This window comes from Pedobacter sp. KBW01 (assembly GCF_003852395.1).
GTDB lineage: Bacteria > Bacteroidota > Bacteroidia > Sphingobacteriales > Sphingobacteriaceae > Pedobacter.
The window spans coordinates 26,786-48,709 of the sequence record NZ_QAJQ01000002.1; the positions used below are offsets into that span (position 1 = coordinate 26,786).

22 protein-coding genes and 1 pseudogene are annotated in these 21,924 nt (G+C 38.6%); 15 read left to right on the forward strand and 8 right to left on the reverse strand.

Features of this window, described 5'->3' with window-relative positions; genetic code table 11:
- Positions 1-46: 46 nt before the first annotated feature.
- The 5 genes from DBR40_RS01195 to DBR40_RS01215 form a co-directional block, all read right to left on the reverse strand.
- Positions 47-1,237: a serine hydrolase domain-containing protein gene (locus DBR40_RS01195; RefSeq protein ID WP_124557988.1), complete on the reverse strand. Its 1,191-nt coding sequence runs from the start codon at positions 1,235-1,237 to the stop codon at positions 47-49.
- A 58-nt stretch (positions 1,238-1,295) separates the two neighbouring features.
- A complete protein-coding gene (locus DBR40_RS01200; RefSeq protein WP_124557989.1) occupies positions 1,296-2,213 on the reverse strand; it encodes a lysophospholipid acyltransferase family protein in 918 nt (305 codons plus the stop codon).
- 172 nt (positions 2,214-2,385) lie between these two features.
- Positions 2,386-4,188, reverse strand: a complete 1,803-nt coding sequence (gene typA / locus DBR40_RS01205) for a translational GTPase TypA (protein ID WP_124557990.1) — start codon at positions 4,186-4,188, stop codon at positions 2,386-2,388.
- 219 nt (positions 4,189-4,407) lie between these two features.
- Positions 4,408-5,187, reverse strand: coding sequence for an alpha/beta hydrolase (locus DBR40_RS01210; RefSeq protein WP_124557991.1), 780 nt, complete (start codon positions 5,185-5,187; stop codon positions 4,408-4,410).
- Between the two features lie 76 nt (positions 5,188-5,263).
- Positions 5,264-5,851 carry a Crp/Fnr family transcriptional regulator gene (locus tag DBR40_RS01215; protein WP_124557992.1) on the reverse strand — a complete coding sequence of 196 codons (588 nt, stop codon included), beginning with the start codon at positions 5,849-5,851 and terminating at the stop codon, positions 5,264-5,266.
- Between the two features lie 48 nt (positions 5,852-5,899).
- Between DBR40_RS01215 and DBR40_RS27230 the strand changes: the two are divergent.
- Positions 5,900-5,980 (forward strand): annotated as a pseudogene (locus tag DBR40_RS27230) (sortase B protein-sorting domain-containing protein); the annotation flags it as partial.
- A gap of 98 nt (positions 5,981-6,078) precedes the next feature.
- Positions 6,079-6,306, forward strand: a complete 228-nt coding sequence (locus DBR40_RS01225; RefSeq protein WP_124557993.1) for a hypothetical protein — start codon at positions 6,079-6,081, stop codon at positions 6,304-6,306.
- 18 nt (positions 6,307-6,324) lie between these two features.
- Here the strand turns inward: DBR40_RS01225 and DBR40_RS01230 are convergent, their stop codons facing one another.
- Complete coding sequence (locus DBR40_RS01230; protein ID WP_124557994.1) at positions 6,325-7,698, reverse strand: tetratricopeptide repeat protein; 1,374 nt, start codon at positions 7,696-7,698, stop codon at positions 6,325-6,327.
- 42 nt (positions 7,699-7,740) lie between these two features.
- Here DBR40_RS01230 and DBR40_RS01235 point away from each other — a divergent pair, with 42 nt between their 5' ends.
- Positions 7,741-9,507 carry a caspase family protein gene (locus tag DBR40_RS01235; protein ID WP_158673974.1) on the forward strand — a complete coding sequence of 589 codons (1,767 nt, stop codon included), beginning with the start codon at positions 7,741-7,743 and terminating at the stop codon, positions 9,505-9,507.
- Here the strand turns inward: DBR40_RS01235 and DBR40_RS01240 are convergent.
- A complete protein-coding gene (locus tag DBR40_RS01240) occupies positions 9,501-9,953 on the reverse strand; it encodes a VOC family protein (RefSeq protein WP_124557996.1) in 453 nt (150 codons plus the stop codon). The two genes, DBR40_RS01235 and DBR40_RS01240, sit on opposite strands and share 7 nt — an antisense overlap.
- Before the next feature lie 149 nt (positions 9,954-10,102).
- Between DBR40_RS01240 and DBR40_RS01245 the strand changes: the two genes are divergently transcribed.
- The 4 genes from DBR40_RS01245 to DBR40_RS01260 all read left to right on the forward strand — a co-directional run bounded on the left by DBR40_RS01245 (position 10,103) and on the right by DBR40_RS01260 (position 13,793).
- On the forward strand, positions 10,103-10,780 hold the full coding sequence (locus tag DBR40_RS01245) for a TIGR02117 family protein (RefSeq protein WP_124557997.1): 678 nt from the start codon (positions 10,103-10,105) through the stop codon (positions 10,778-10,780).
- A gap of 362 nt (positions 10,781-11,142) precedes the next feature.
- Positions 11,143-12,360: an MBOAT family O-acyltransferase gene (locus DBR40_RS01250; RefSeq protein WP_233603753.1), complete on the forward strand. Its 1,218-nt coding sequence runs from the start codon at positions 11,143-11,145 to the stop codon at positions 12,358-12,360.
- Positions 12,361-12,362: 2 nt separating this feature from the next.
- On the forward strand, positions 12,363-13,271 hold the full coding sequence (locus tag DBR40_RS01255; RefSeq protein ID WP_124557999.1) for a hypothetical protein: 909 nt from the start codon (positions 12,363-12,365) through the stop codon (positions 13,269-13,271).
- An 81-nt stretch (positions 13,272-13,352) separates the two neighbouring features.
- Positions 13,353-13,793, forward strand: coding sequence for a DUF1801 domain-containing protein (locus DBR40_RS01260; protein WP_124558000.1), 441 nt, complete (start codon positions 13,353-13,355; stop codon positions 13,791-13,793).
- A gap of 22 nt (positions 13,794-13,815) precedes the next feature.
- Here the strand turns inward: DBR40_RS01260 and DBR40_RS01265 are convergent, their stop codons facing one another.
- A complete protein-coding gene (locus tag DBR40_RS01265; protein WP_124558001.1) occupies positions 13,816-14,628 on the reverse strand; it encodes an alpha/beta hydrolase in 813 nt (270 codons plus the stop codon).
- A 183-nt stretch (positions 14,629-14,811) separates the two neighbouring features.
- Between DBR40_RS01265 and DBR40_RS01270 the strand changes: the two genes are divergently transcribed.
- From DBR40_RS01270 to DBR40_RS01305, 8 genes are all read left to right on the forward strand, one after another.
- Entirely contained in the window at positions 14,812-15,519 is a 708-nt protein-coding gene (locus DBR40_RS01270; RefSeq protein ID WP_124558002.1) for an esterase family protein, read from the forward strand.
- A gap of 79 nt (positions 15,520-15,598) precedes the next feature.
- The gene (locus DBR40_RS01275; RefSeq protein ID WP_124558003.1) at positions 15,599-16,663 is read left to right on the forward strand and encodes a RimK family alpha-L-glutamate ligase; all 1,065 of its coding nucleotides are present in this window, start codon (positions 15,599-15,601) and stop codon (positions 16,661-16,663) included.
- Positions 16,664-16,691: 28 nt separating this feature from the next.
- Entirely contained in the window at positions 16,692-17,792 is a 1,101-nt protein-coding gene (locus DBR40_RS01280; RefSeq protein ID WP_124558004.1) for a carboxylate-amine ligase, read from the forward strand.
- Positions 17,793-17,799: 7 nt separating this feature from the next.
- Positions 17,800-18,627, forward strand: a complete 828-nt coding sequence (locus DBR40_RS01285; RefSeq protein WP_124558005.1) for a type 1 glutamine amidotransferase — start codon at positions 17,800-17,802, stop codon at positions 18,625-18,627.
- A 199-nt stretch (positions 18,628-18,826) separates the two neighbouring features.
- Entirely contained in the window at positions 18,827-20,014 is a 1,188-nt protein-coding gene (locus DBR40_RS01290) for a hypothetical protein (protein ID WP_124558006.1), read from the forward strand.
- 300 nt (positions 20,015-20,314) lie between these two features.
- Entirely contained in the window at positions 20,315-20,473 is a 159-nt protein-coding gene (locus DBR40_RS01295; RefSeq protein ID WP_124558007.1) for a FeoB-associated Cys-rich membrane protein, read from the forward strand.
- A 12-nt stretch (positions 20,474-20,485) separates the two neighbouring features.
- Entirely contained in the window at positions 20,486-21,073 is a 588-nt protein-coding gene (locus tag DBR40_RS01300) for a Crp/Fnr family transcriptional regulator (RefSeq protein WP_124558008.1), read from the forward strand.
- A 282-nt stretch (positions 21,074-21,355) separates the two neighbouring features.
- Positions 21,356-21,886: a YceI family protein gene (locus DBR40_RS01305; RefSeq protein ID WP_124558009.1), complete on the forward strand. Its 531-nt coding sequence runs from the start codon at positions 21,356-21,358 to the stop codon at positions 21,884-21,886.
- Positions 21,887-21,924 lie beyond the last annotated feature (38 nt).

Genomic DNA, 21,924 nt, shown 5'->3' on the forward strand with positions numbered 1-21,924 from the left:
AACTAAATTGCGCACTTTGCGCCTATTTTCTTTGCGAGCTTGGCGGTTAAAGCTTCGGGTAGCTAAATGGCAAGCCACTTAAATACCGGCTTATTTTTCGATAAGGGTAATTACCTGCGCCATGATCGGCAAACTGCACAATTATAGTGTTCGTTTTAGGATCGATATACAAGCGCTGGCCAAGCATACCTTCTGCGGCATAGTCTCCGTTTTCGCCAGCCTGCGGAATCCACCAAAGGTAATGATGGGCAGATTGCTGCCAGCCTTTTGCTGAAGCAGGTTTTTCGGTACCAATATTTACCGATTGGTTTACCCAATCTTCCGGTACCAACTGCTGGCTGTTATACTTACCCTTATTTAAATACAAACGGCCTATTTTAGCCCAATCGATGGCGGTAACCTGAAAACGGCTGGCCGTATTGGTTATTCCATTTACCCGATCCAAACCCCAGGTTGCGTTATATTCAGCCCCTATCTTCTTCCAAACATGAGATTCGAAATATTCGGCAACCGATTGACCAGTTGCTTTCTTTAATACCCAGCCCAATAAAATCGGGTCGATGCTTTTGTATTTCCAAACCGTACCGGGTTTATTCACCAGCTTCACCTTCATCAGCTCAGCCTGTACATCATCGGTATAATAATATTTAGCTTCGTCAGAAAAGAAAGCCTTTAAAACACCACCCACAGCATCCTGAAAATCCAGCCCGGATTTCATATCTATAAGATTTTTCAGTGTAATTTGTTTAAAGGCTCGGTTAGTTTTTAACTCCGGTATGTAATCTGTTACCTTATCGTTTAAGTGCCTAATTTTTCCTTCATTTAAGGCCTGGCCAATCATAATAGAAATCATGCTTTTTGCGCCCGAAAAAATGGTGGTTAGTGTGCTATCGCTATAACCTTTATCGTATCTTTCGTACAAAACACTATCATTTCGAATTACCAAAAAAGCATTGATCGATCCATTTTTCAGGTATTCTTTTAAGGTAACCGATTGGTTTTTTCCATCTAAAACATGGAGCGTATCCAGGTCGTTCCGCTGAGTTGTGGGCCGGATAAAATGAAAAGCCGAATCGCTTTTATGTACAAGCTCCTGCGGAAAAATTTTATAAGTTTCGGCACCTGGGGTACGGTATTTTATTACTTTAAGCAGATAGGGGCGCCAAACAAATAACCCAAATAGGGATAAGAAAAAGGCGTAAATGAAAATTAAGAGTATTTTTTTGATGGTTTTCATTGCTTGCAAACATTACACCCATAAATACAATTAGATGTTAAGCCAACATTTAGATGGTTTAAACTTCTAAATTCCGACCTTTCACTTCCGCTCTTGGTCCACTGTCTTCCCTTTTATATTTCCACCTGCGGTGACTCCACAACCAATAAGGCGGGGTGTCCCTTATCATATCTTCCAAGAAGCGGGTATGAAGTTCTGTAATTTCAAACTCAACAGTTGTTGCAGGGTTTAAACATATTGGCACACAATCTACTTCATAATAACCTCTTTTCAGGTAATTAATTTTGAGGTAAAAAACTGGCCTATTTGTTTTTTTTGCAATCTTTTCAACTCCCAATTGAATGGCGCTTTCCTGGTTTAAAAACGTAGTCCAATAACTCGAATCCTCTCTTGTAGGTGCCTGGTCGCTACCGAAAGTAAACATGGTGGCTTCATTTTTGGTTGCCTGAATGGATCTTAACGTTTGGCGCATCGAAACCATGTGATTACCAAACCGGCTCCGCATTTTAATAAACCAGTTATCAAAAGCTTCACTGCTCAATGGTTTATAAATGGGATAATGCTCGCCCGAAAAGTTTAGGCCAATGGCCATACAAACCCACTCGTAATTGCCGTAATGCGATGAGCAGAAAATTACACTTTCGTTGTTTTTAAGATAGGCCTCCACCAGATCAGCATTTTTAAAAACAACTCTCTTATTCAGTTCCTTTTTAGAAATACTTTTCATTTTAATTACTTCAATAAAAAGCGAGGCTAAAAATTTGTAGAACTTTTTCTCTATACCTTTAATTTCAGCAATACTTTTTTCGGGGAAAGCATTGATTAAATTTTCTTTAACCACTTTGCGGCGATAACCGAAAACATAAAATATCAATACATAAAAGAAGTCGGCCAACCTGTATAAAACAAACAATGGCAAAAGGGAGAGCATATTAAGGAAAAATATACCCAAGTAGGATAATCCTTTATTAAGCATGATAAAGATTAGGATATAAATTTACAAATTTAGGGCCGAAACGAAAATTAACCGCCATTTAATTGTTAATTTTTTAACCCTGCCAAATATTAAGGCTTAAAACAAAAAAGCCCATCTCAATTAAGAAATGGGCTGTATGTATTTAAATCCCTTTTTGGAGATTTAGAAGTTATTAGTTTTTACTTCCGTTTGCTTTACGTAGTTGCTCTGTTAAGAAGATTTTACGTAAACGCATGCTTTGCGGTGTAACCTCAATGTACTCATCAGCCTGGATGTACTCCATAGATTCTTCTAACGAGAATTTAATTGCTGGTGCAATACGAGTATTATCATCAGTACCAGAAGCACGCATGTTTGTTAAAGCTTTTCCTTTAACAATGTTAATTACTAAATCGTTATCGCGAATGTGCTCGCCCAAAATTTGTCCTTCGTAAATATCAACTCCCGGATCAACAAAGAAACGGCCTCTATCTTGTAATTTATCAATTGAATAAGCAGTAGTAGTTCCTTTATCCATAGAGATTAGTACACCATTTAAACGACCAGGAATTGCACCTTTCCAAGGCTCGTAAGCTTTGAAACGGTGTGCCATAATCGCCTCACCAGCAGTAGCAGTTAATACGTTGTTACGTAAACCGATAATACCACGAGATGGGATTTCGAATTCTAAGTGTTGTAAATCGCCTTTTGGCTCCATAATTAATAACTCACCTTTACGTTGAGTTACCAATTCGATTACTTTACCAGAAACTTCAGCAGGTACATCAACAATTAAAGTTTCAACCGGCTCATGTTTTTTACCGTCGATTTCTTTAACAATAACCTGTGGCTGACCAACCTGTAATTCATAACCTTCACGACGCATCGTTTCGATTAATACAGATAAGTGAAGAATACCACGACCGTAAACTAACCATGAATCTGCACCTTGAGTTTCAACAACTTTTAATGCCAAGTTTTTCTCCATTTCCTTCATCAAACGATCTTTGATACGTTGAGAAGTAACTAATTTACCTTCTTTACCAAAGAAAGGTGAGTTGTTGATGGTGAACAACATGTTCATTGTTGGCTCATCAATGCTGATTACTGGTAATTGTTCTGGTGCTTCGAAATCAGCGATTGTATCACCAATATCAAAACCATCGATACCTACAACTGCACAAATATCGCCAGAACCCACTTCTGTAGTACGGATTTTTCCTAAACCTTCGAAAGTATAAAGTTCTTTTACTCTTGATTTAACGATTTTACCATCGCGTTTAATTAAAGTAACCGGTTGGTTTTCTTTAATTGAACCACGGTGAACACGACCGATTGCAATACGACCTACGAAAGATGAATAATCTAACGAAGTAATTTGCATCTGTAAAGTACCTTCGTTTATTGGTGCAGGTGGAATGTTGGCCACAACCGCATCTAATAATGCGAAAATATCTGTAGTTGGTTTTTGCCAGTCAGTACTCATCCATCCTTGTTTAGATGAACCGTAAATAACCGGGAAATCCAATTGCTCTTCAGTTGCTTCAAGGTTAAAGAACAATTCGAAAATTTGCTCATAAACCTCTTCAGGGCGACAGTTTTCTTTATCCACTTTGTTTACAACCACAATTGGTTTTAAACCCAGTGCCAAAGCTTTTTGCGTTACGAAACGTGTTTGAGGCATTGCACCTTCAAAAGCATCGCAAAGTAAAAGTACACCATCGGCCATTTTTAAAACACGCTCTACCTCACCGCCGAAATCCGCGTGACCAGGAGTGTCAATAATGTTAATTTTTACATCTTTGTATTGAACAGAAACGTTTTTAGATACGATTGTGATACCACGCTCACGCTCTAAATCGTTGTTATCCAATATCAACTCTCCTTTTTGTTCATTATCTCTAAAAACAGAACAAGAGTGTAAAATCTTATCAACCAACGTGGTTTTACCGTGGTCAACGTGTGCTATAATAGCTATATTTCTAATCTTTTGCATAAAATGCGCCTCAAATTTGGCGCAAAGATAGTGTTTAGAAATGGATTTTCAACTATACAAGCCACTATTTAATAAGAAGATAATGTTGTAATTGGCTCATTTTTAATCAGAAGGCAAGCGCTCTGCTCATGACCTTACCTGGTTGAGCACAAAGCGCTCTAGCCGCTATCTCGAATTTTCATTTCAACCCCAGCTTTCGGAATATAAACCAGCAGACAACTAGTTTTTAATCCAATTGTAAATATAGGTTGCTACTTCTTCCCAGCCCTCCTCACCACAAATAAAATGGCTCCTGCCGTTAAACATTTTAAAATCAGTTACCCTATGGCTATCCTGGTTTTTATAGGCTTCATAGTTTCGTTTATTTAAACTGGCTGGCATAATATGATCTTTCTCGCCGGCAATGAATAACAGTGGCTGATGGGCCTTTTTAAAATCAATTTTAGCATAGCTTTTTAATGTTCCCCAGGCAATTGCCCTGCTTTCGGGAACTACAAATTCATCAAATACTTTATCCGATTCTACTCTTGGCAAGGTATTACCAAATGTATAATGAAACCAGGCTTTAGTTGGCATAAAAACGGAGTTGCCTTTAAATGGGTTAACCACTGTAAAATTAGATTTCCAAAAACTCCATTCGTATGGAATAACACCTTGTGGAGGAGCGCCATCAATCATTACGCCTGCTTCGCCTTTACCGAGGTCCATTAATTTCTGAACAGTTAAACCGCCTAAGGAATGGCCAATCAGAATTGGTTTTTCGGGTAAGGCATCTATAAACTGAACGAGGTTATTTACCACATCAACAAAATTTACCTGGGTTAAATTAGGGTCGATGTTTTTTCTTAACGCTTCGGGATTGCCGTTATGAGATGGATTGGCAGGTGCATAAACGGTGTACCCTTTGGTTTCGAAGAAAGTTTTCCAGTTTTCCCAGCTTTTGTTGTTTACAAACAGACCATGTACCAATACGATTGTTTTTGATTTTAAAGTTTTCATGTTGTTTTTAGTTTTAATTTGACACCTCAAATCTCCGCCTTAAAAACAGCAATAATTTTAACCCAGGTTAAAATCGTTATTTACCGGTAAGTCTTTTTCTTATCCTGCTTAATGATGGCCCCTGAATGCCTAAATAAGAAGAAATGTGATAGAGCGGAATATTGTTAAAAATCTGTGGGTGGTACTTAATCAGATCAAGATAACGCTGCTCGGGCGTTTTAAACACAAAACTCTCTGCCCTATCCATGGCAATATTAAAAGCTTCTTGTGCCAAAAGCCTCCCAAAGGTTTCCCACTGGTGCGACTGCTGGTAAAGCTGTAGTAAATCATCAATGTGGATATATACGACCAATGCATCGGTCATGGCCTGCGTGTGGTAATCGCAGGGTTGCTGATTAATAAAACTTTTAAAAGTGACTACAAACTGATTGCCCGAATAGAGAAATACATTTTTTTCTTCACCACTTTTTTCGTCAACCACATAAGAACGGAATACACCATCTATTATAAAGCCCAGAAATTTGCAAACTGTTCTATGCTCATTGTAAAATTCGCCTTTTTTATATCGTTTTATTTTCCAGTTGAGTTTTGATAGTTCGAAGGCCGCACTGTCCATTTTAGCAAATTGAGAAAAGGCATACGCAACAACATCTATTTCTTGCATGGTTAAGGAGGTTAAATAGCTTTGGATCTAATATCGATATAATTTCTAAAATCTGCCGATACGGCTCAAATTGCTTTATACATAGCAGTAGCTGTAATAAACCATTTTAAGCTTAATACTGCTTTGTAAGTCGGCAAAAATAGTTTACACATTTCAACAAAATGATTTACAACCATTTACTAAGCAAATTTTAAGCTGTAACTTTCAGAAAACTTAACTCAAACCAGATGAAAAAAATAATTTTAACCGGGGCAATTGTTGTTTCACTCGGATCGGCATTATCACTGCAAAGCTGCAACAATGAAAAGAAAATCGAAACCACTACCGACACAACTATCGTAAAAACAACCGATACAATGGTTGTAGATAGCACAAAAGTAATGTCATCCTCAAAAATGAAAGATTCTACCGATACAGGCGGAAGGAACGGTCAAGCCCCACCTCCAAAAAAATAAGTAGCTAATCCTGGTTATTTAGTCATTGTTTTTAAGTTGCCTTATTTGCTGATGGTATTCTCGTATTTTACTCAGCTTATTAATCAGCCAGTGCTCCACTTTATGGTGAGCCGGTGTAAGTAAGGATGCAATAACCACAAAAACTACAATTTCGATCAGTGGCGAGTGGTGCGATTTTTCGGCAACAAAGGGATGAATAAACAGTGTAAGGTATTCGAATAGCATTAGCAGTGAAACAATACCCGAAAATTCGATCAGTTTTTTGTTTACTTTTCTTCTGCTCAAAAATATACTGATGAAAAAGAAGATGGGGATGAGAATGCCAATGGCAAGCAGCTGCAATTTCTGTTTCCTTTCTTCAGCTTCTTTTTCCCGGGCTTCCACAATTTCTTTTTGGCGCATTTCTTCGGCAATGGTAATGCTTTGCACTTCTTTTGCCCGTTCTTTACTATCAATCGTATCAGAAAGGTTAATCATCGTTTCCTGATAAGCAAATGCGCTATCGATCTTACCCTCGCTTTTATAAAGCTGCACCAAAAATGCACTTGCATCTACAGCTCTGGCTAAAAATTCATTTTTACTGGCCAGTTGATACACATAGCGCGCATAATAAATAGCAGAATCTATTTTGTCCTTCTCGCGGTAAATTTTGGCTAAGCCTAAATTACATTCGGCCAGTGTATTATAATCTTCAACTGCCGTTAAATATGGAATACTTCGTTTATAATAAGTAAAGGCCTGTGCAAAATCGGCCCGCTTAATGTAAATGTTGCCTAAATTATTTAAGGAAGTTCCCGTTATTAGTCCGTTTTTTTGAAGCAGCGATAACTCATAGGCATTTTGCGTGTATACCATGGCTGATGAGAGGCTATCTGCTTTCTCATAAATATCTCCAATATTGAGCTTGGCATATAATGCAAGTTCGGGCAGTTTATTGGCCTTCGCAATAGAATCGGCCCTGAAGGCATAAAACAAAGCTTTTTTTACTTCTTTTTCGCTGTTATAAACCAGTGCAATACTGAGGTAAGCACTCCCAATATTTTCTGGTATAGCCCTTTTTTCTTCAATTTTTATCTGCGCAATAAAATATTCTATCGCCTTTGGGTAATTATGCAAAGAATGAAAAGCATTTGCAATACTGTTTAAAGCCCACGATTCGCCCCTTAAAAATTTGATCTTTTTAGATAGATCAAAAGCCTGTTTTGCCAGCAACATGGCAGAATCGGGCTTGTACTTGTGGTAATAATAACTGAGGTTATAAAGTGCAATAACTCTGCCGGTATCTGTTTTCTGATAGGATAAATTTTCATATAAACTATCTACTTCCCTGGTTTGTGCAAAAACTGTAAAACATGTAAAGAATACTGCACAAAAAATAGTTACTTCTTTCATTACCAGCTATTTAAAAACTAAATTTAATCAAAAATGAATGATATGCGCAAGTTCCTGATCATAATAATATTTTTCATTTTCTTTTTACCGCTAAATAGTGGAGCCCAAAATAAATATGCCGTTATTATAGGTATAAATGAATATTTTGATGCTCCGGGAGTAAAAAGTAACAGGCATAACCTTAAAGGTTGCGTAAACGATGCATTAAGTATAAAATCACTGCTTTTAAACCGTTTCAGTTTTCCAAAAGAAAATATTACCATGCTGTTAAATGCTGCAGCTACCGAAAAAAACATGACGGATGCAATGCTCGAGATATTGGATAAAGGCAAAGCAGGTGATGCGGTAGTTTTCTTTTTTTGTGGTCATGGGGTTTACATCGATAATCCGGCAACCTTAAAAAACCCTTTCAAACTGGGGTACAGTCAAGCCATTTGCATGAGCAACCTTTATGCACCCAACCACGGATGTTTGGTAAAAGACAATACCTTAAAGATCTTGTTTAACCGCTTCGTAGAAAAAAAATTAATCCTTACCACCCTATTCGATTGCTGTTATAGCGGAAATATTGCCATGGGTAAAGAGGCTCCACCTATGCACAATGGTTATCGTTACAACGAAATTGAGGGAAATAAGGATGTTCCGCGCGGAAGCATCCCCTTTGATATGACTACTACGCTAACAATTGCCGATACAGCCAACATTCCGCGACCATCAGAAACCAAAAACTCACGTTTTGCCTCACTTTCGGCCTGTACAAATGCAGAAAAGGCGCTGGAAATTTATGACGAATCGGGCCGGTCGCATGGTGCATTTACCAAATCGTTGATCAGCGTTTTCGAAAGGACTAAGGTAGACCTGTCTTTTTCAGAAGTGATATCCAGGATAACAAACGAGGTCGACATTAAGCAACGTTTGCAACAAGACCCAACTTATCATTTCGATAGTTTAAGAAGGTACACCAATTTTATTGGCTTACCCTTGCAAAAAGTTACTCCTTCGTTTATGGCAAGTTGCATAAACATCGGCAGCAGTACAATTACACTTAATGCTGGCTACAATGATGAAATCGCCTTCGGGAATGTTTTTAAATCAAAAGACAATAAAATTAGCCTTACAATTTTAAAAGTGTTTGCCGATAGCTCAATAGCTACAATAAATCCGGCTTTAATAGTTAAAAAAGGAGATGTATTTGTGCGGTCAGATCCCTACAGAATTTCAGCTCCTTTACTTAAAATTTTTATTCCTGCTTCGAACCTTAATTCGGCAGAATTTACAAGTATATTCAAAAGAGAAATATTGCCTTACACTAAAAATAAAGGCTACCAGGATTATTTTAACTGGACTTTTGACATTAGCAGCTCAACCTTTTTATACACCAACCAGCTAAATCCACATCGAGAAATCTCTCCGATGGCCAAACGGGGTAGGTTTTATGTGCTAATGTCTATCCCAAAAGATCTGGCGAATGCTATAACAACAAAGCTGGAAAAGGAACAAAGTATACAATTAGTAAATTCGCCACAAGAGGCAAACCTGGTGCTCTATTTAAATTATGCAGTTGTTTCTAACGATAATAAAACACCCCGTTTTGTTTTTACCTACCATGAGCCGCTGCCACCAGATAACAGTTCGGGAGCAATTAGCCGCATTCGTTTTTATGGTTACCGTGCAACAGCCCCACGCTTATTGCTAAATAGATTGGCGTTAACTGCGCTTACAAATGAGATACAACAAATTACTTACGATGCTATACGGAGTAAAGGTACCCGGTGGATTAATATGTATGCCAAAAAGATTAGTTATTGATATACCATCAACCAGTTTTCATAAGTAATAACGCCCAGCTCTGGCCGTCCCTCACCAGGTAAAATGGCAATAAACTCTAATGCATGGCCATCCGGGTCGTTAAAATAAATGGCTATTGCAGGCATCCATGCAAACACCATTGGAACCACATTGTTACTTTTTAAAAAATTATACGGTTTCAGGTTGTGCTCCTCTAAAAAGCTAACTGATTTATTGAGCACATCAGCTACCTCACACCTAAATGCAAAATGTCTGATATCGATCTCTTGCTTTGGTTTTTCCCAAATTCCCAACATGGCTCCTTTAGGCTCGCCAATCCAGAAAAAGGCAATCCGTCGTTCAGCTTCGTAATGGCATTGGCTTAAACCTAGTGTCTGGCTGTAGAAATCGATAGATCTTTCCAGGTTTTCTACATAAATGTGTGTTTCAAATAGTCCTTTAATCATAAAGTGAAGGTAACGATACGGCATGTGCATAAAAAATCATGTTTTTCGATAAACACATCAATAAAATTGATATCTATGTTTAAACCTTGCCATTTGGGTTACCCTAAAGCTTAATTTTGTATTAAGGATAAATTTTCGAATCTAAGTAAATGAATAAAAGGTTTCTTAAACATGCAGCTCGATTTAGTCTGTTTCTGATTGTCTTAATCGGATTTTATTTCCTGCTGGCCTTTTGTTTATCACGCATTACCATAAACGCTAAACCAGTAAATAAACCCGAGGTTGCCATCTACATCATGACTAATGGTATACATACCGATATTGTGATGCCGGCGATTAGTAATCAAATAAACTGGACGAAAGAAATCAGCTATCAAAATACTTTAGAAGCAGATAGCAGCTATCAATACCTGGCCGTGGGCTGGGGCGATAAAAAATTCTATATCGAAACACCTGGTTTTGAAGATCTTAAGCTAAGTACCGCACTCAGTGCCATTTCCGGATTAAGCACATCAGCCATGCATACTACTTACTATCAAAATATAAGTGAAGATAACGACTGTAAAAAAATCATGATCAGCCGTGAACAATACAAACGATTGATTGATTATATACTGAACAGTTTTGAAAAAGATAAGGCAGGGCATTTGATTTATATTAAAACAACTATGCATTACGATATTGGTGACGCCTTTTACGAGGCAAAAGGCAGTTACAGTATTTTTAAAACCTGCAACACCTGGGCAAACGCTGCCCTAAAAGCTTGTGGGCAAAAAAGCTGCCTGTGGACCATTTTCGATACCGGCATTTTTATCAAATACAGGTAGTTTAATCAGCAGACAGGGGTTAGAAGTGCATTCACAGTTTCCTTTACACATTAAACAATTGGCGTACAACCTAATAGAGTAGCATAAACGGGCAGGCTTAAAGCGTTAATTTTATTCCTTAACGAAGTATTAATTCAAACGTCATGCTCTTTAATTCTTTTAGTTTCGCAGTTTTTCTGCCAATCATTTTTATACTGTACTGGCTTTTAGGCAAAGAAAGGCTAAAAGCCCAAAACATACTCCTTTTAGGTGCCAGCTACTTTTTTTATGCCTGTTGGGACTGGCGTTTTATGTTTCTGCTTATTTTCTCAACCTTGCTTGATTATTTCACCGGGTTAAAAATGACTGTAAGCAAAAATAAAATGGCTAAAAAATTTTGGTTTTGGTTAAGTATTTCCATCAACCTGGGCTTTTTAGGCGTATTTAAATATTACAATTTCTTTGCCGACTCTTTTGCGCAGGCCATTGCCAACTTTGGGCTGCAGGTAAACCCGTGGACTTTAAAAGTAATTTTACCGGTAGGCATATCGTTCTATACCTTCCATGGGTTATCTTATGTAATCGACATCTACAAAAACCGCATAAAGGCCGAAAAGAATTTTATCGATTATTCGCTGTTTGTGAGCTTTTTTCCGCTATTGGTTGCCGGCCCCATTGAGCGTGCAACTCACCTTTTACCGCAGATAAAAAAAGAAAGATATTTCGATTATAGCAAAGCCATTGATGGTCTGAGGCAGATTTTATGGGGCTTATTTAAAAAAATTGTAATTGCCGATCAATGCGCCAATTACGCCAATACTATTTTCAACCACTCTGCCGAATACAACGGAAGCACACTATTGTTGGGCGCCATACTGTTTGCCTTCCAAATTTATGGAGATTTTTCAGGTTATTCTGATATTGCCCTGGGTACAGCAAGGTTGTTCGGTGTAGAGTTGTTACGAAACTTTGCCTTCCCCTATTTCTCGAGAGATATTGCAGAGTTCTGGCGCAGGTGGCACATATCGCTATCTACCTGGTTTAGGGATTATTTATACATCCCATTGGGTGGAAGTAAAGGTGGCACCTGGATTAAAGTAAGAAATACTTTTATTATCTTTTTAGTCAGCGGTTTTTGGCATGGCGCCAACTGGACTTTCATTATCTGGGGATTGTTAAACGCATTGTACATTATGCCTTCAATAGTTTTCAGCACAAACCGCTCAAATCTGGATACCGTTGCAGAGGGAAGAGTGTTCCCAAACTTTAAAGAATTTGCAGCCATGGCATTAACCTTTGCTTTAACGGTTTTTGCGTGGATATTTTTCAGGGCCAATTCTGTTCAGCATGCATTCAATATCATATCAGCCATTGGCTCCGGATCGTTATTTACACTTCCACAAATACTGCCTGTTAAACTTTTCTTACTGCTGGCGTTGTTTATTTCAATAGAATGGAACGGCCGGATGGAACAATATGCCATTGCCAGGTTTGCATTGTCCTGGCCCAAACCAATTCGATGGGGCATTTATTACAGCCTGGTTTTACTGATATTCTTTTTCGCCGGGGCAGAACAACAGTTTATTTACTTTCAATTCTGATTATGAAAAACTTTGTGAAACACACCGCTTTATTCCTTTTTCCAATTATTGCTTTGGGGCTTGTATCTGAAATTTTGATCAGAAGAATTCCCAATGATTATGAGTATAAGAAAAGCTATCTAGATCATCATGCTGGTGAGGTAAACGTTTTGTTTCTGGGCAGCTCCCACGTATATTATGGTATTGATCCAAAGTACATCAAATCGAGTTTTAATGCAAGCTATATCTCACAATCGTTCGATTATGATCTCGAGATTTTAAAAAAATACAACAGCCAATGGACCCATTTAAAATACATTGTTGTTCCGATCGATTATTTTTCTTTTTATGGCAGATTAGAAAACAGTCCGGAGGCCTGGCGTGCAAAAAACTACCGCATATATTACGATATTAATAACGACCATAAAATTTTCAATGCAGCTGAAATGCTCAGCAATAAACTTGATGTCAACTTGCATAGAATCTACAATTATTACCTTAAGGGCGAAAATGATATCAGCTGTACTAAATTAGGCTGGGGATCGGGCTACAAAGCCATTAACCATAAAGATTTAATGAAATCGGGAGTTATAGCCGCCGCAAGGCATACAGCAAAAGATAACTTGCAGTACTCAACAAACCTGCACTTATTGAATAGTATTGTATCTTTTGCCGAAAAAAAGCACATTAAAATACTGCTGTTTACGGGGCCGGCCTATAAATCGTACGTTTCGCATTTAAACCAAATCCAATTGAAGGGTACTTTTTCGGCTATAAAAAAACTAAACACATTGCACACTTCTATCAGATACTACAATCTTTTAGAAGACAGCACATTTCATGCGCAGGATTTTTACGATGGTGATCATTTGAATGAATTAGGCGCAAAAAAGTTGAGCCTGAAAATGCGCCTGCTGATAGGGAAGATTTAATGTAATCTGTGGCAAAACGATTCAGGATTTGCAAAAATTTGGTATTTTTAAGCATCAGTTACAATCAAAAACTGAATAAAAATGACAGGAGCAAAACCGATACACCCTGATTTTGGTTATTTGTTAAATTTTAAGGAGAAAAGCCTAATTAATCTCTTTTGCGATTTAAGGACCTTTATACTGGAGCTTTATCCCGATGCCAACGAATTGCTCTATCATACCCACGCCCTAACAACGGTATTCTCTATTTCTGATAAGCTTAGCGATTCATTCTGTATGATCCCGATTTACACCAATCATTTAAACCTCGGTTTCAACAAAGGCACTTTATTAAATGATCCGCAGCACCTACTGGCAGGAACCGGAAACCTCATTAAACATATTCCGGTTAAACAAACAAGCGATTATAGAAATGAACAAGTAAACCAATTGATTAAAGAAGCAATTGCCCTGGCCATAAACGACATGGAGAAACCCACAAAAATAATAGGTCAGCGGATTTCGAAAATTAAGAAAAAGTAGTTGGGCATACGGCTTTTCACACTTAATAGCCAAATGCCCAGTTTAAAAATGCAGGCATTACACTTTCCCAGGTGGGAACATCGTGTTTACCGCCAACTTTTTCATAATAAAAAAGATTGTCAGGCCGTTTATATCCTTTTTTTAAGAGCAATTTAACCACATCAATCGTGTCATCAATAGAATCGATGATCATGTTTTTATTCCGGTCGGCCTTTTCGTCTTCTGTACCGGTCATTAACCAGAATTTCATTTCAGGTTTTGTGGCAGTATGCTCAATTTGTTCATGCATAATACGGTCAGCATCGGTATAACCATCGGTAAGGTCTTTTTTGCGCCACCAGAATGCACCAGAAAAGACACCAACAACATCAAAAACCGTTGGGTTATTCCACACGATATCAAATGCAGATAAACCACCTAAAGAAAAGCCCGCAAAACCCACCTTACCAGTAATTGGCAAAGCAATTTTCTTTTTAACAAAAGGTAGGAGTTCTTTAATTACAAAATCGGTGTATAGATTAGCTTTTGCTCCGCGCCCCTTAAAATCGGCAACGCCAGCTACACCGTATTCAAGCAAGCGCTCTGCCGATGCCTTAATAGCCACAACAATTAACCTGTGGTTTCTTTTACCATGGTGTGCATGCTCCAAAATCTGGCTAAAATCCATTTTGGCAACATCCTGCCCATCATTCAATAACAGAAGCTCTATTTTTTCATTCCCCAAAATACCTTCAGGCGTATAAATATCTATTTCTACCTCGTGCTTTAAACAAGTCGATTGTATTTTATAACCGTTTGTATTAATTTTTACCGGTAAAATTGTTGTGTACATCATAATCAAAATCCCCTATCACATGGCTGCTGCCTCAGAATTAGGGTGCAAAGGTACAAATCTCTATAAACTATTAATTATCAAAGGTTAATTTTTACATTACACTTTTAATTTACCCCAAATTACCATTTAAAGTATTCTTTTTATAGATTTTAATTTATACCTTAAATCATTCAATTTTTTGTTATGGTTAAAGAAGAACATAAGAAATGGTACAGCCCTAACCTCAGCGGCGAAATCGACATGCTCATCTTTGGTCACAGTGGTATCCCCATCCTGTTGTTCCCCACGAGCATGGGGCGATACTTTGAAAACAAGGATTTCAAACTGATAGATTCTGTAGAAGGATTTATCAACGAAGGCAAAATCAAAATCTATTGTCCCGATGGAGTTGACAAGCTGAGCTGGTACAACAAAAGCATTCATCCGGCCGATAGGGTAAAAAACCACATCTGGTACGACAAGTATTTGCTTGAAGAAGTTGCACCACTGGCCAGGCACGAAACCGGCCACAGCAAAATTATTACTGCAGGCTGTAGTTTTGGTGGTTACCACGCAGCAAATTTTGCTTTCAGGCACCCCTGGCTGGTTAGCCACATGTTTAGTATGAGTGGGGCTTTCGATATTACCGGTCAGTTAGATGGTTTTTATAACGACGATGTGTACTTCAACAATCCGGTCGATAATCTGCTAAATAACAGTAATCCCGAATTGCACTACATGAAAATTGTATTGGGCACTACAGATCGCGATATGTGTAAACCCGACAACGAACGTTTATCGGCCATTCTCAATAAAAAGGGGATCGACCACTGGCTTGATATCAGGCCAAATGCCGACCACGATTGGCCAATATGGAGAGAAATGTTTCCAGATTACATTGCACAACTGTAGTTTTCAGTTCGCAGTTAAACAATTAACCGATTCATCAGTTAACCTTAATGGGTTATATCATAAAACTAAAAATGTACCAATGAAAAAAATAGGGATTTTATTTGGACAGGAACGCTCTTTTCCTGAAGCCGTAATCGAAAGAATTAATCAAAAAGCCGAAAAAGGTATTATAGCCGAAGCGGTTAAAATCGAAAAAATATTTCAGAATGCACCACTGGGTTACTCCGTAATCATCGACCGTATTTCTCAGGACGTGCCGTTTTACCGTGCATCGCTAAAAAATGCAGCCATAACAGGAACTGCTGTAATTAACAACCCTTTCTGGTGGAGTGCCGACGAAAAGTTTTTCAACAATGCACTGGCCGAACAAATTGGTGTTCCGGTACCTAAAACAGCCTTAATCCCTTCAAGAGAACATCCTGACGGCACTACCAGCGAGTCTTTTTCTAATCTGTCCATGCCACTGGATTGGGATGCCATTTTTGAATATACTGGCTTCCCTGCTTACATGAAGCCATACGATGGCGGCGGCTGGAGAGATGTTTACAAATTACATGATAAAGAAGATTTTTTCGACAAGCATAGCGGCACACAACAATTGGTAATGCTTTTACAGGAGGAAATTATTTTTGAAGAATATTTCAGGTGTTATTGCATTGGTGGCAAACATGTGCGCATTATGCAATATGACCCACGTAATCCACATCATTTACGTTACGCTACGGAAGGCAAATCGCCAGATCCGAAATTACTTAAAACCGTAGAAGAATATACCTTAAAGCTATGTAGATATTTAGGCTACGATTTTAATACAGTAGAATTTGCCGTGCGCGATGGCGTGCCTATTGCGATTGATTTCTGTAACCCTGCACCCGATGCTGATGTTAAAAGTGTTGGCCAGGAAAATTTTGACTGGGTAGTAGAAACCACTGCAAATTATGCCATTGAAAGGGCAAAAGCGCAAAAAGACGGACAGGATAACCTAACCTGGGGCGAATACATTAAAGCCTCAGTTGGCGGTAAACCACTTATTGCAAAAGCCGCTCCAAAAACAGCTAAACCTGCTGCTGCAAAAACGACAACTACGAAAGCTACACCTGAAAAAACAACTGCAAAACCCAAAAAAGCAGCACCAAAAAAATAAAAGGGATTAAAAATTAATACGCATAATTATGAATGAGTTTACGCTGGGCATAGAAGAAGAGTACATGGTAATTGATCCCGTTACCAGAGAACTTACTTCGCACGACCAAAAAATTGTAGAGGCCGCACAAAAAATACACAAAGACCAGGTTAAGGCAGAAATGCACCAGGCAGTAGTAGAAGTGGGTACCGGTATTTGCAGAACCACTACCGAAGCCCGTAAAGAAATTTCCCAGTTGCGTTATACCGTATCGCAGCTGGCCGGAGAGCAAGGTTTAAGAATTGGTGCCGCTGGCACACACCCCTTTTCCCATTGGGAAAAACAATTAATTACCGAGCACCCGCGTTACAACGAAATTGTTAATGAACTGCAGGAAGCTGCCCGTTCTAACCTAATTTTTGGCTTGCATGTACACGTAGGTTTTCAATCGCGCGAGCTGGCCATTCACATTGCTAACCAGGTAAGGTATTTCCTGCCGCATGTGTTTGCCCTATCTACCAACTCTCCTTTCTGGGAGTCGCGCAATACGGGTTATAAATCGTTCAGAACAAAAATTTTCGACAAATTTCCGCGTACCGGAATTCCGGATATTTTTAACAGCATTGAAGATTACGATAACTATGTGAAGCTCCTTATCAAAACCAATTGCATGGATAACGCCAAGAAAATCTGGTGGGATATCCGTGTGCATCCTTTTTTTGATACCGTTGAGTTCCGCATTTGCGATTGCCCGATGCTGATTGACGAAACCATGGCTTTTACAGCTTTGTTCCAGGCATTATGTGCCAAGCTCTACAAGTTACGCTTGCAGAATATGGAATTTATCAGCTATTCGAGGGCATTAATTAATGAAAATAAATGGCGTGCCGCACGTTATGGCATTGATGGCAACCTGATCGATTTCGGTAAAGAAATGGAGGTAAACTGTCGTAACCTGATCTTAGAATTATTGGATTTTGTGGATGACGTAGTAGATGATTTAGGCTGCCGCGATGACATCAATTATGTACACAAAATATTAGAACACGGTACCGGTGCAGACAGACAGTTGGCCGTTTACCAACAAACTGGTAACTTTGAAGCCGTAGTAGATTACATTACTACTCAAACACTTATAGGCGCAAAGTAATTTTACAATGGATAAAAGAGGCTTAAAGGTGGCTGTTATTGATATGAATAACGGCGCACCTAATCAGGGTATGCGGGGAATTCAGGAAATTTTATCCCGTTTTAGAAATGAAAACAATATCGATTTAACCTTTGATATTTTTGATTTAAGGCAAAAAGGCGAAATACCTGGCATTGGTTACGATGCCTATATTTCGAGTGGCGGCCCGGGAAGCCCGGTTGAGAGCAAAGGAGAAAAATGGGAAAATGATTTCTTTACCCTGCTCGATCAGATTGAGGCATTTAACCAAAATAATGAAGAAAAAAAGAAATATGCTTTCTTAATCTGCCACTCCTTTCAGCTGGCCTGCCGCAAATACGAGTTGGGCAATGTTACCGAAAGACGCTCTAACGCATTTGGCATTTTCCCGATTACGCTAACCGATGAAGGAGAAAGAGACGAAATTTTTGAAGGCATCACCAATCCATTCTATTCTGTAGATAGCAGGGACTGGCAGGTTATCGAACCTGATTTTGATACTTTTGAAAAGAAGGGCGCTAAACTTTTGGCCATCGAAAAGGAGCGTAAACATGTCGATTTGGAACGCTGCATGATGTCAATCCGGTTTTCTGATGAAATTATTGGTACGCAGTTTCATCCGGAGGCCGATCCGGTAGGCATGAAAATGTACCTGCTTCAGGATGAAAGAAAAAAAGCCATTGTAGATATGCATGGCGAACAAAAATACCTGGATATGCTAAATAGTTTAGACGATCCGGCAAGGATAGTATTAACCCAAAGGGTTATTTTGCCTAATTTTCTGCATAAAGCTATCGGGAATTTGCAGGAGGTGTAGTCTTGTAGTTACGTCATTGCGAACTGAAGCGCTGGGCAGAGATTTGGAATAAAGCAATCTTTTTTACAGTTATCGTCATTTCGACCGTAGTGGAGAAATCTTTTAGCAAAAACAGAGAGATTTCTCTGTTCCGCGATGCTTCATCCGGTAGCTATCGGATCGAAATCACGTTTTAGACAACAAAAATCAAATAAAACCTATGATACCTGCACAACGCCAAAAGTACAATCAACAATTTACGACAGAAAAGTATCAGGCATTTTTAACCCAGCTTGGTGAAGGTTACCCCGAAATTCCTTTCCGCGTTGCAGAAACCCCAATTTTTGTTCCACAGGCATTAAAGGAAAAATTGATTGCTGCTGGAGAAGAAATCATTAAGCTCATTAAGCAGCCCAACTTTAAAGCACTAACCCAAAAAGCAATTCCGGCAGACTGGAAGGTGCCCAATGAAAATGAACAGCCTCACTTCTTAACTTTCGATTTCGGCATCTGTAAAAACGAGGCCGGGGCACTTACGCCTATGCTAATCGAAATGCAGGGCTTTCCATCTTTATATGGCTTTCAGCACCATCTGGCTAAAACTTTTAAAAGCAGTTTTGAGATAAACGATACCGTAAATCATTTCTTAAACGGTTTTAACGAAGAAAAGTATATTGCTTTGCTGAAGGAAGTAATTATAGGCAAACATCAGCCTGATGAAGTAACACTGATGGATGTTGATGCACCAAACCAAAAAACAGCTATCGATTTTTTCGTTACACAAAAGATGCTGGGCATTAAAATTTTGGCTTTGGAAGACATTAAAAAAGTTGGCAAGCAATTATTTTATGAAGAAAACGGCAAACAGGTCCAGCTTAAAAGGATTTATAACCGGCTTATATTTGATGAAGTGGCTAACGATACCGAAATTTTCAAAAACAGTTTCGATCCACGCGAAGAACTGGATATTGAATGGGTAACACATCCAAACTGGTTTTACCGCATTAGTAAATACACCATGCCTTTTTTAAAGAGCGAATTTGTACCCGAAACCCGCTTTTTAAACGAAGTAGAAACCATTCCAGCCGATTTAGAAAACTACGTGCTTAAACCTTTATTCTCTTTTGCGGGGATGGGTGTAATCATTGATGTGAGTGCTACGGACATTACAAGCATTAAAGACCCCGAAAACTGGATTTTACAGAGAAAAGTAAACTATGAGCCTGCGGTGCAGGCACCTGATGGAGGTGTAAAAGCTGAAATCAGGATGATGTACTTGTGGCCGGATGGAGGCGAACCACAATTATGTATAAACCTGGCGCGTTTAAGTAGAGGAAAAATGATTGGCGTACGCTACAATGCCGATTTTGATTGGGTTGGTGGTACAATTGGATTTATGGAGGTATAGCATTAGCCGCAATTTAACCACAGAGCCCACAAAGCAAAAGCACAGAGGTAACACAGAGCTAAAGCCGGGGTTCGTGTCAACATGAATATAAGTAGTACTTAAAAAGCATCGGATATAAATCTCTCCGTGTTTTCCATGAATCTGTGGCTAATGATCTATAGTGGTCAAAAAGATTAGTGGTTAATGGCCAGTAAAATTGCTCCATGCACTCGGTGTAAAATGCTGTGTACTTTGTGGTAAAAAACTATTAATTTACATTCAATTGAACACCCAAACCCCAAAAGCCCTTATATTTGTATTATGGATGTTCAAACGATTTTAGTCTTTTTACTTTTTGCGGTAGCATTGGTATATGTTGGCCGTTTGGTTTTTAAATCGGTGCAGGTAAAAAAGGATGGCTGCGGTGGTAATTGCAAATGTGGTGTAGATTTTTCGGATATTAAACCTGTAAAAAAGTAGCATCCTCTTTTTATGATCCTTCAGTTCCAGAAGTACCTGCAAGAAAAAATAGAAATTACTGATGAGCAGTTTGAAAGTATTTCAGCTGGGTTAAAAGTAAAGAAATTCGAAAAAAACGAAATCCTTCAATATACTGGCGATAACCTCAAACATGGTTTCTTTGTGGGTAAAGGTTTATTAAGGGCCTACTCTATCGATATAAAAGGCAAAGAACATATTTTACAGTTTGCCCCCGAAAACTGGCTCATCTCAGACCGGAATAACATGAATAATGAGCCATCGATATTTTTTATTGATGCCATTGAGGCAACAGAGGCCGTATTGATGCCTAACGATTTTATGGAACAGGCGGCCAATAAAGTGCCGTGCCTACAACCCATGCAAATCAGGTTGCTCAATAATTCGATCCGCTTTATGCAGAAAAGAATTAACATGTTATTAAGCGCTACCGCAGAAGAAAGGTACCTCGATTTCATTAAGCTTTACCCCAATCTTACTTTGCGCGTACCACAGTGGATGATTGCCTCTTATCTTGGTATTACACCTGAATCGTTAAGTCGCGTGAGAAAAGAACTGGCCAATAAACATTTTAAACCCTGAGAAATTTTGAATGAAGGAGTTATTGAATGATTCGATAAACTAACCTTTCAACATTCCAACTTTTCGACCCACCAACAAATAAACAAATGACTGAATTTTGAATGATGAATGATTTAGCCAAGCTAACATTCCAGCTTTAAATCATTCAACCCCTCTCTAATTCAATCCTGCTCTCATTCAATCATTCCCTCCCCCCTAATTACTTATCATACATCAATTTGCAGGTAAAGCCTAGGCTGTACTTTTGTGTTGTAAATATTAAACATCTCAAAAAACAAAAATATGGCAACTACAAAATGGACTTTAGATCCAACCCACAGCGAATTACAATTTAAAGTAAAGCACTTAATGATTACTACTGTAACCGGCAGTTTAAAATCTTTCTCAGCAGAATTATCATCAGAAGGTGATGAGTTTGAAAATGCAGAAATTTCTTTCAAAGGCGATATCAGTTCAATCGATACCGGGAATACAGACCGTGATAATCATTTAAAAAGCGGAGATTTTTTCGACGCAGAACAATTTGCACACATCGAATTTAAATCTAACTCAGTAAAAAAAGATGGCAACGATTACATCGTTAATGGCGACTTAACCATTAAAGGTGAAACTAAATCTGTAAAACTAACTGCAGAGTTTGGTGGCATTGCTACTGATCCATGGGGAAATACAAAAGCAGGTTTTACTTTAAGCGGAAAAATTAACCGTAGCGAATTTGGCTTAACCTGGAATGCAGCTTTAGAAACCGGAGGTGTAATGGTAAGTGAAGAAGTGCGCATTTTAGGTGAATTGCAATTCGTGAAACAAGCATAATTTAGCATAGAGCAAAGTGCATGGAGCTTTTTAAAGCG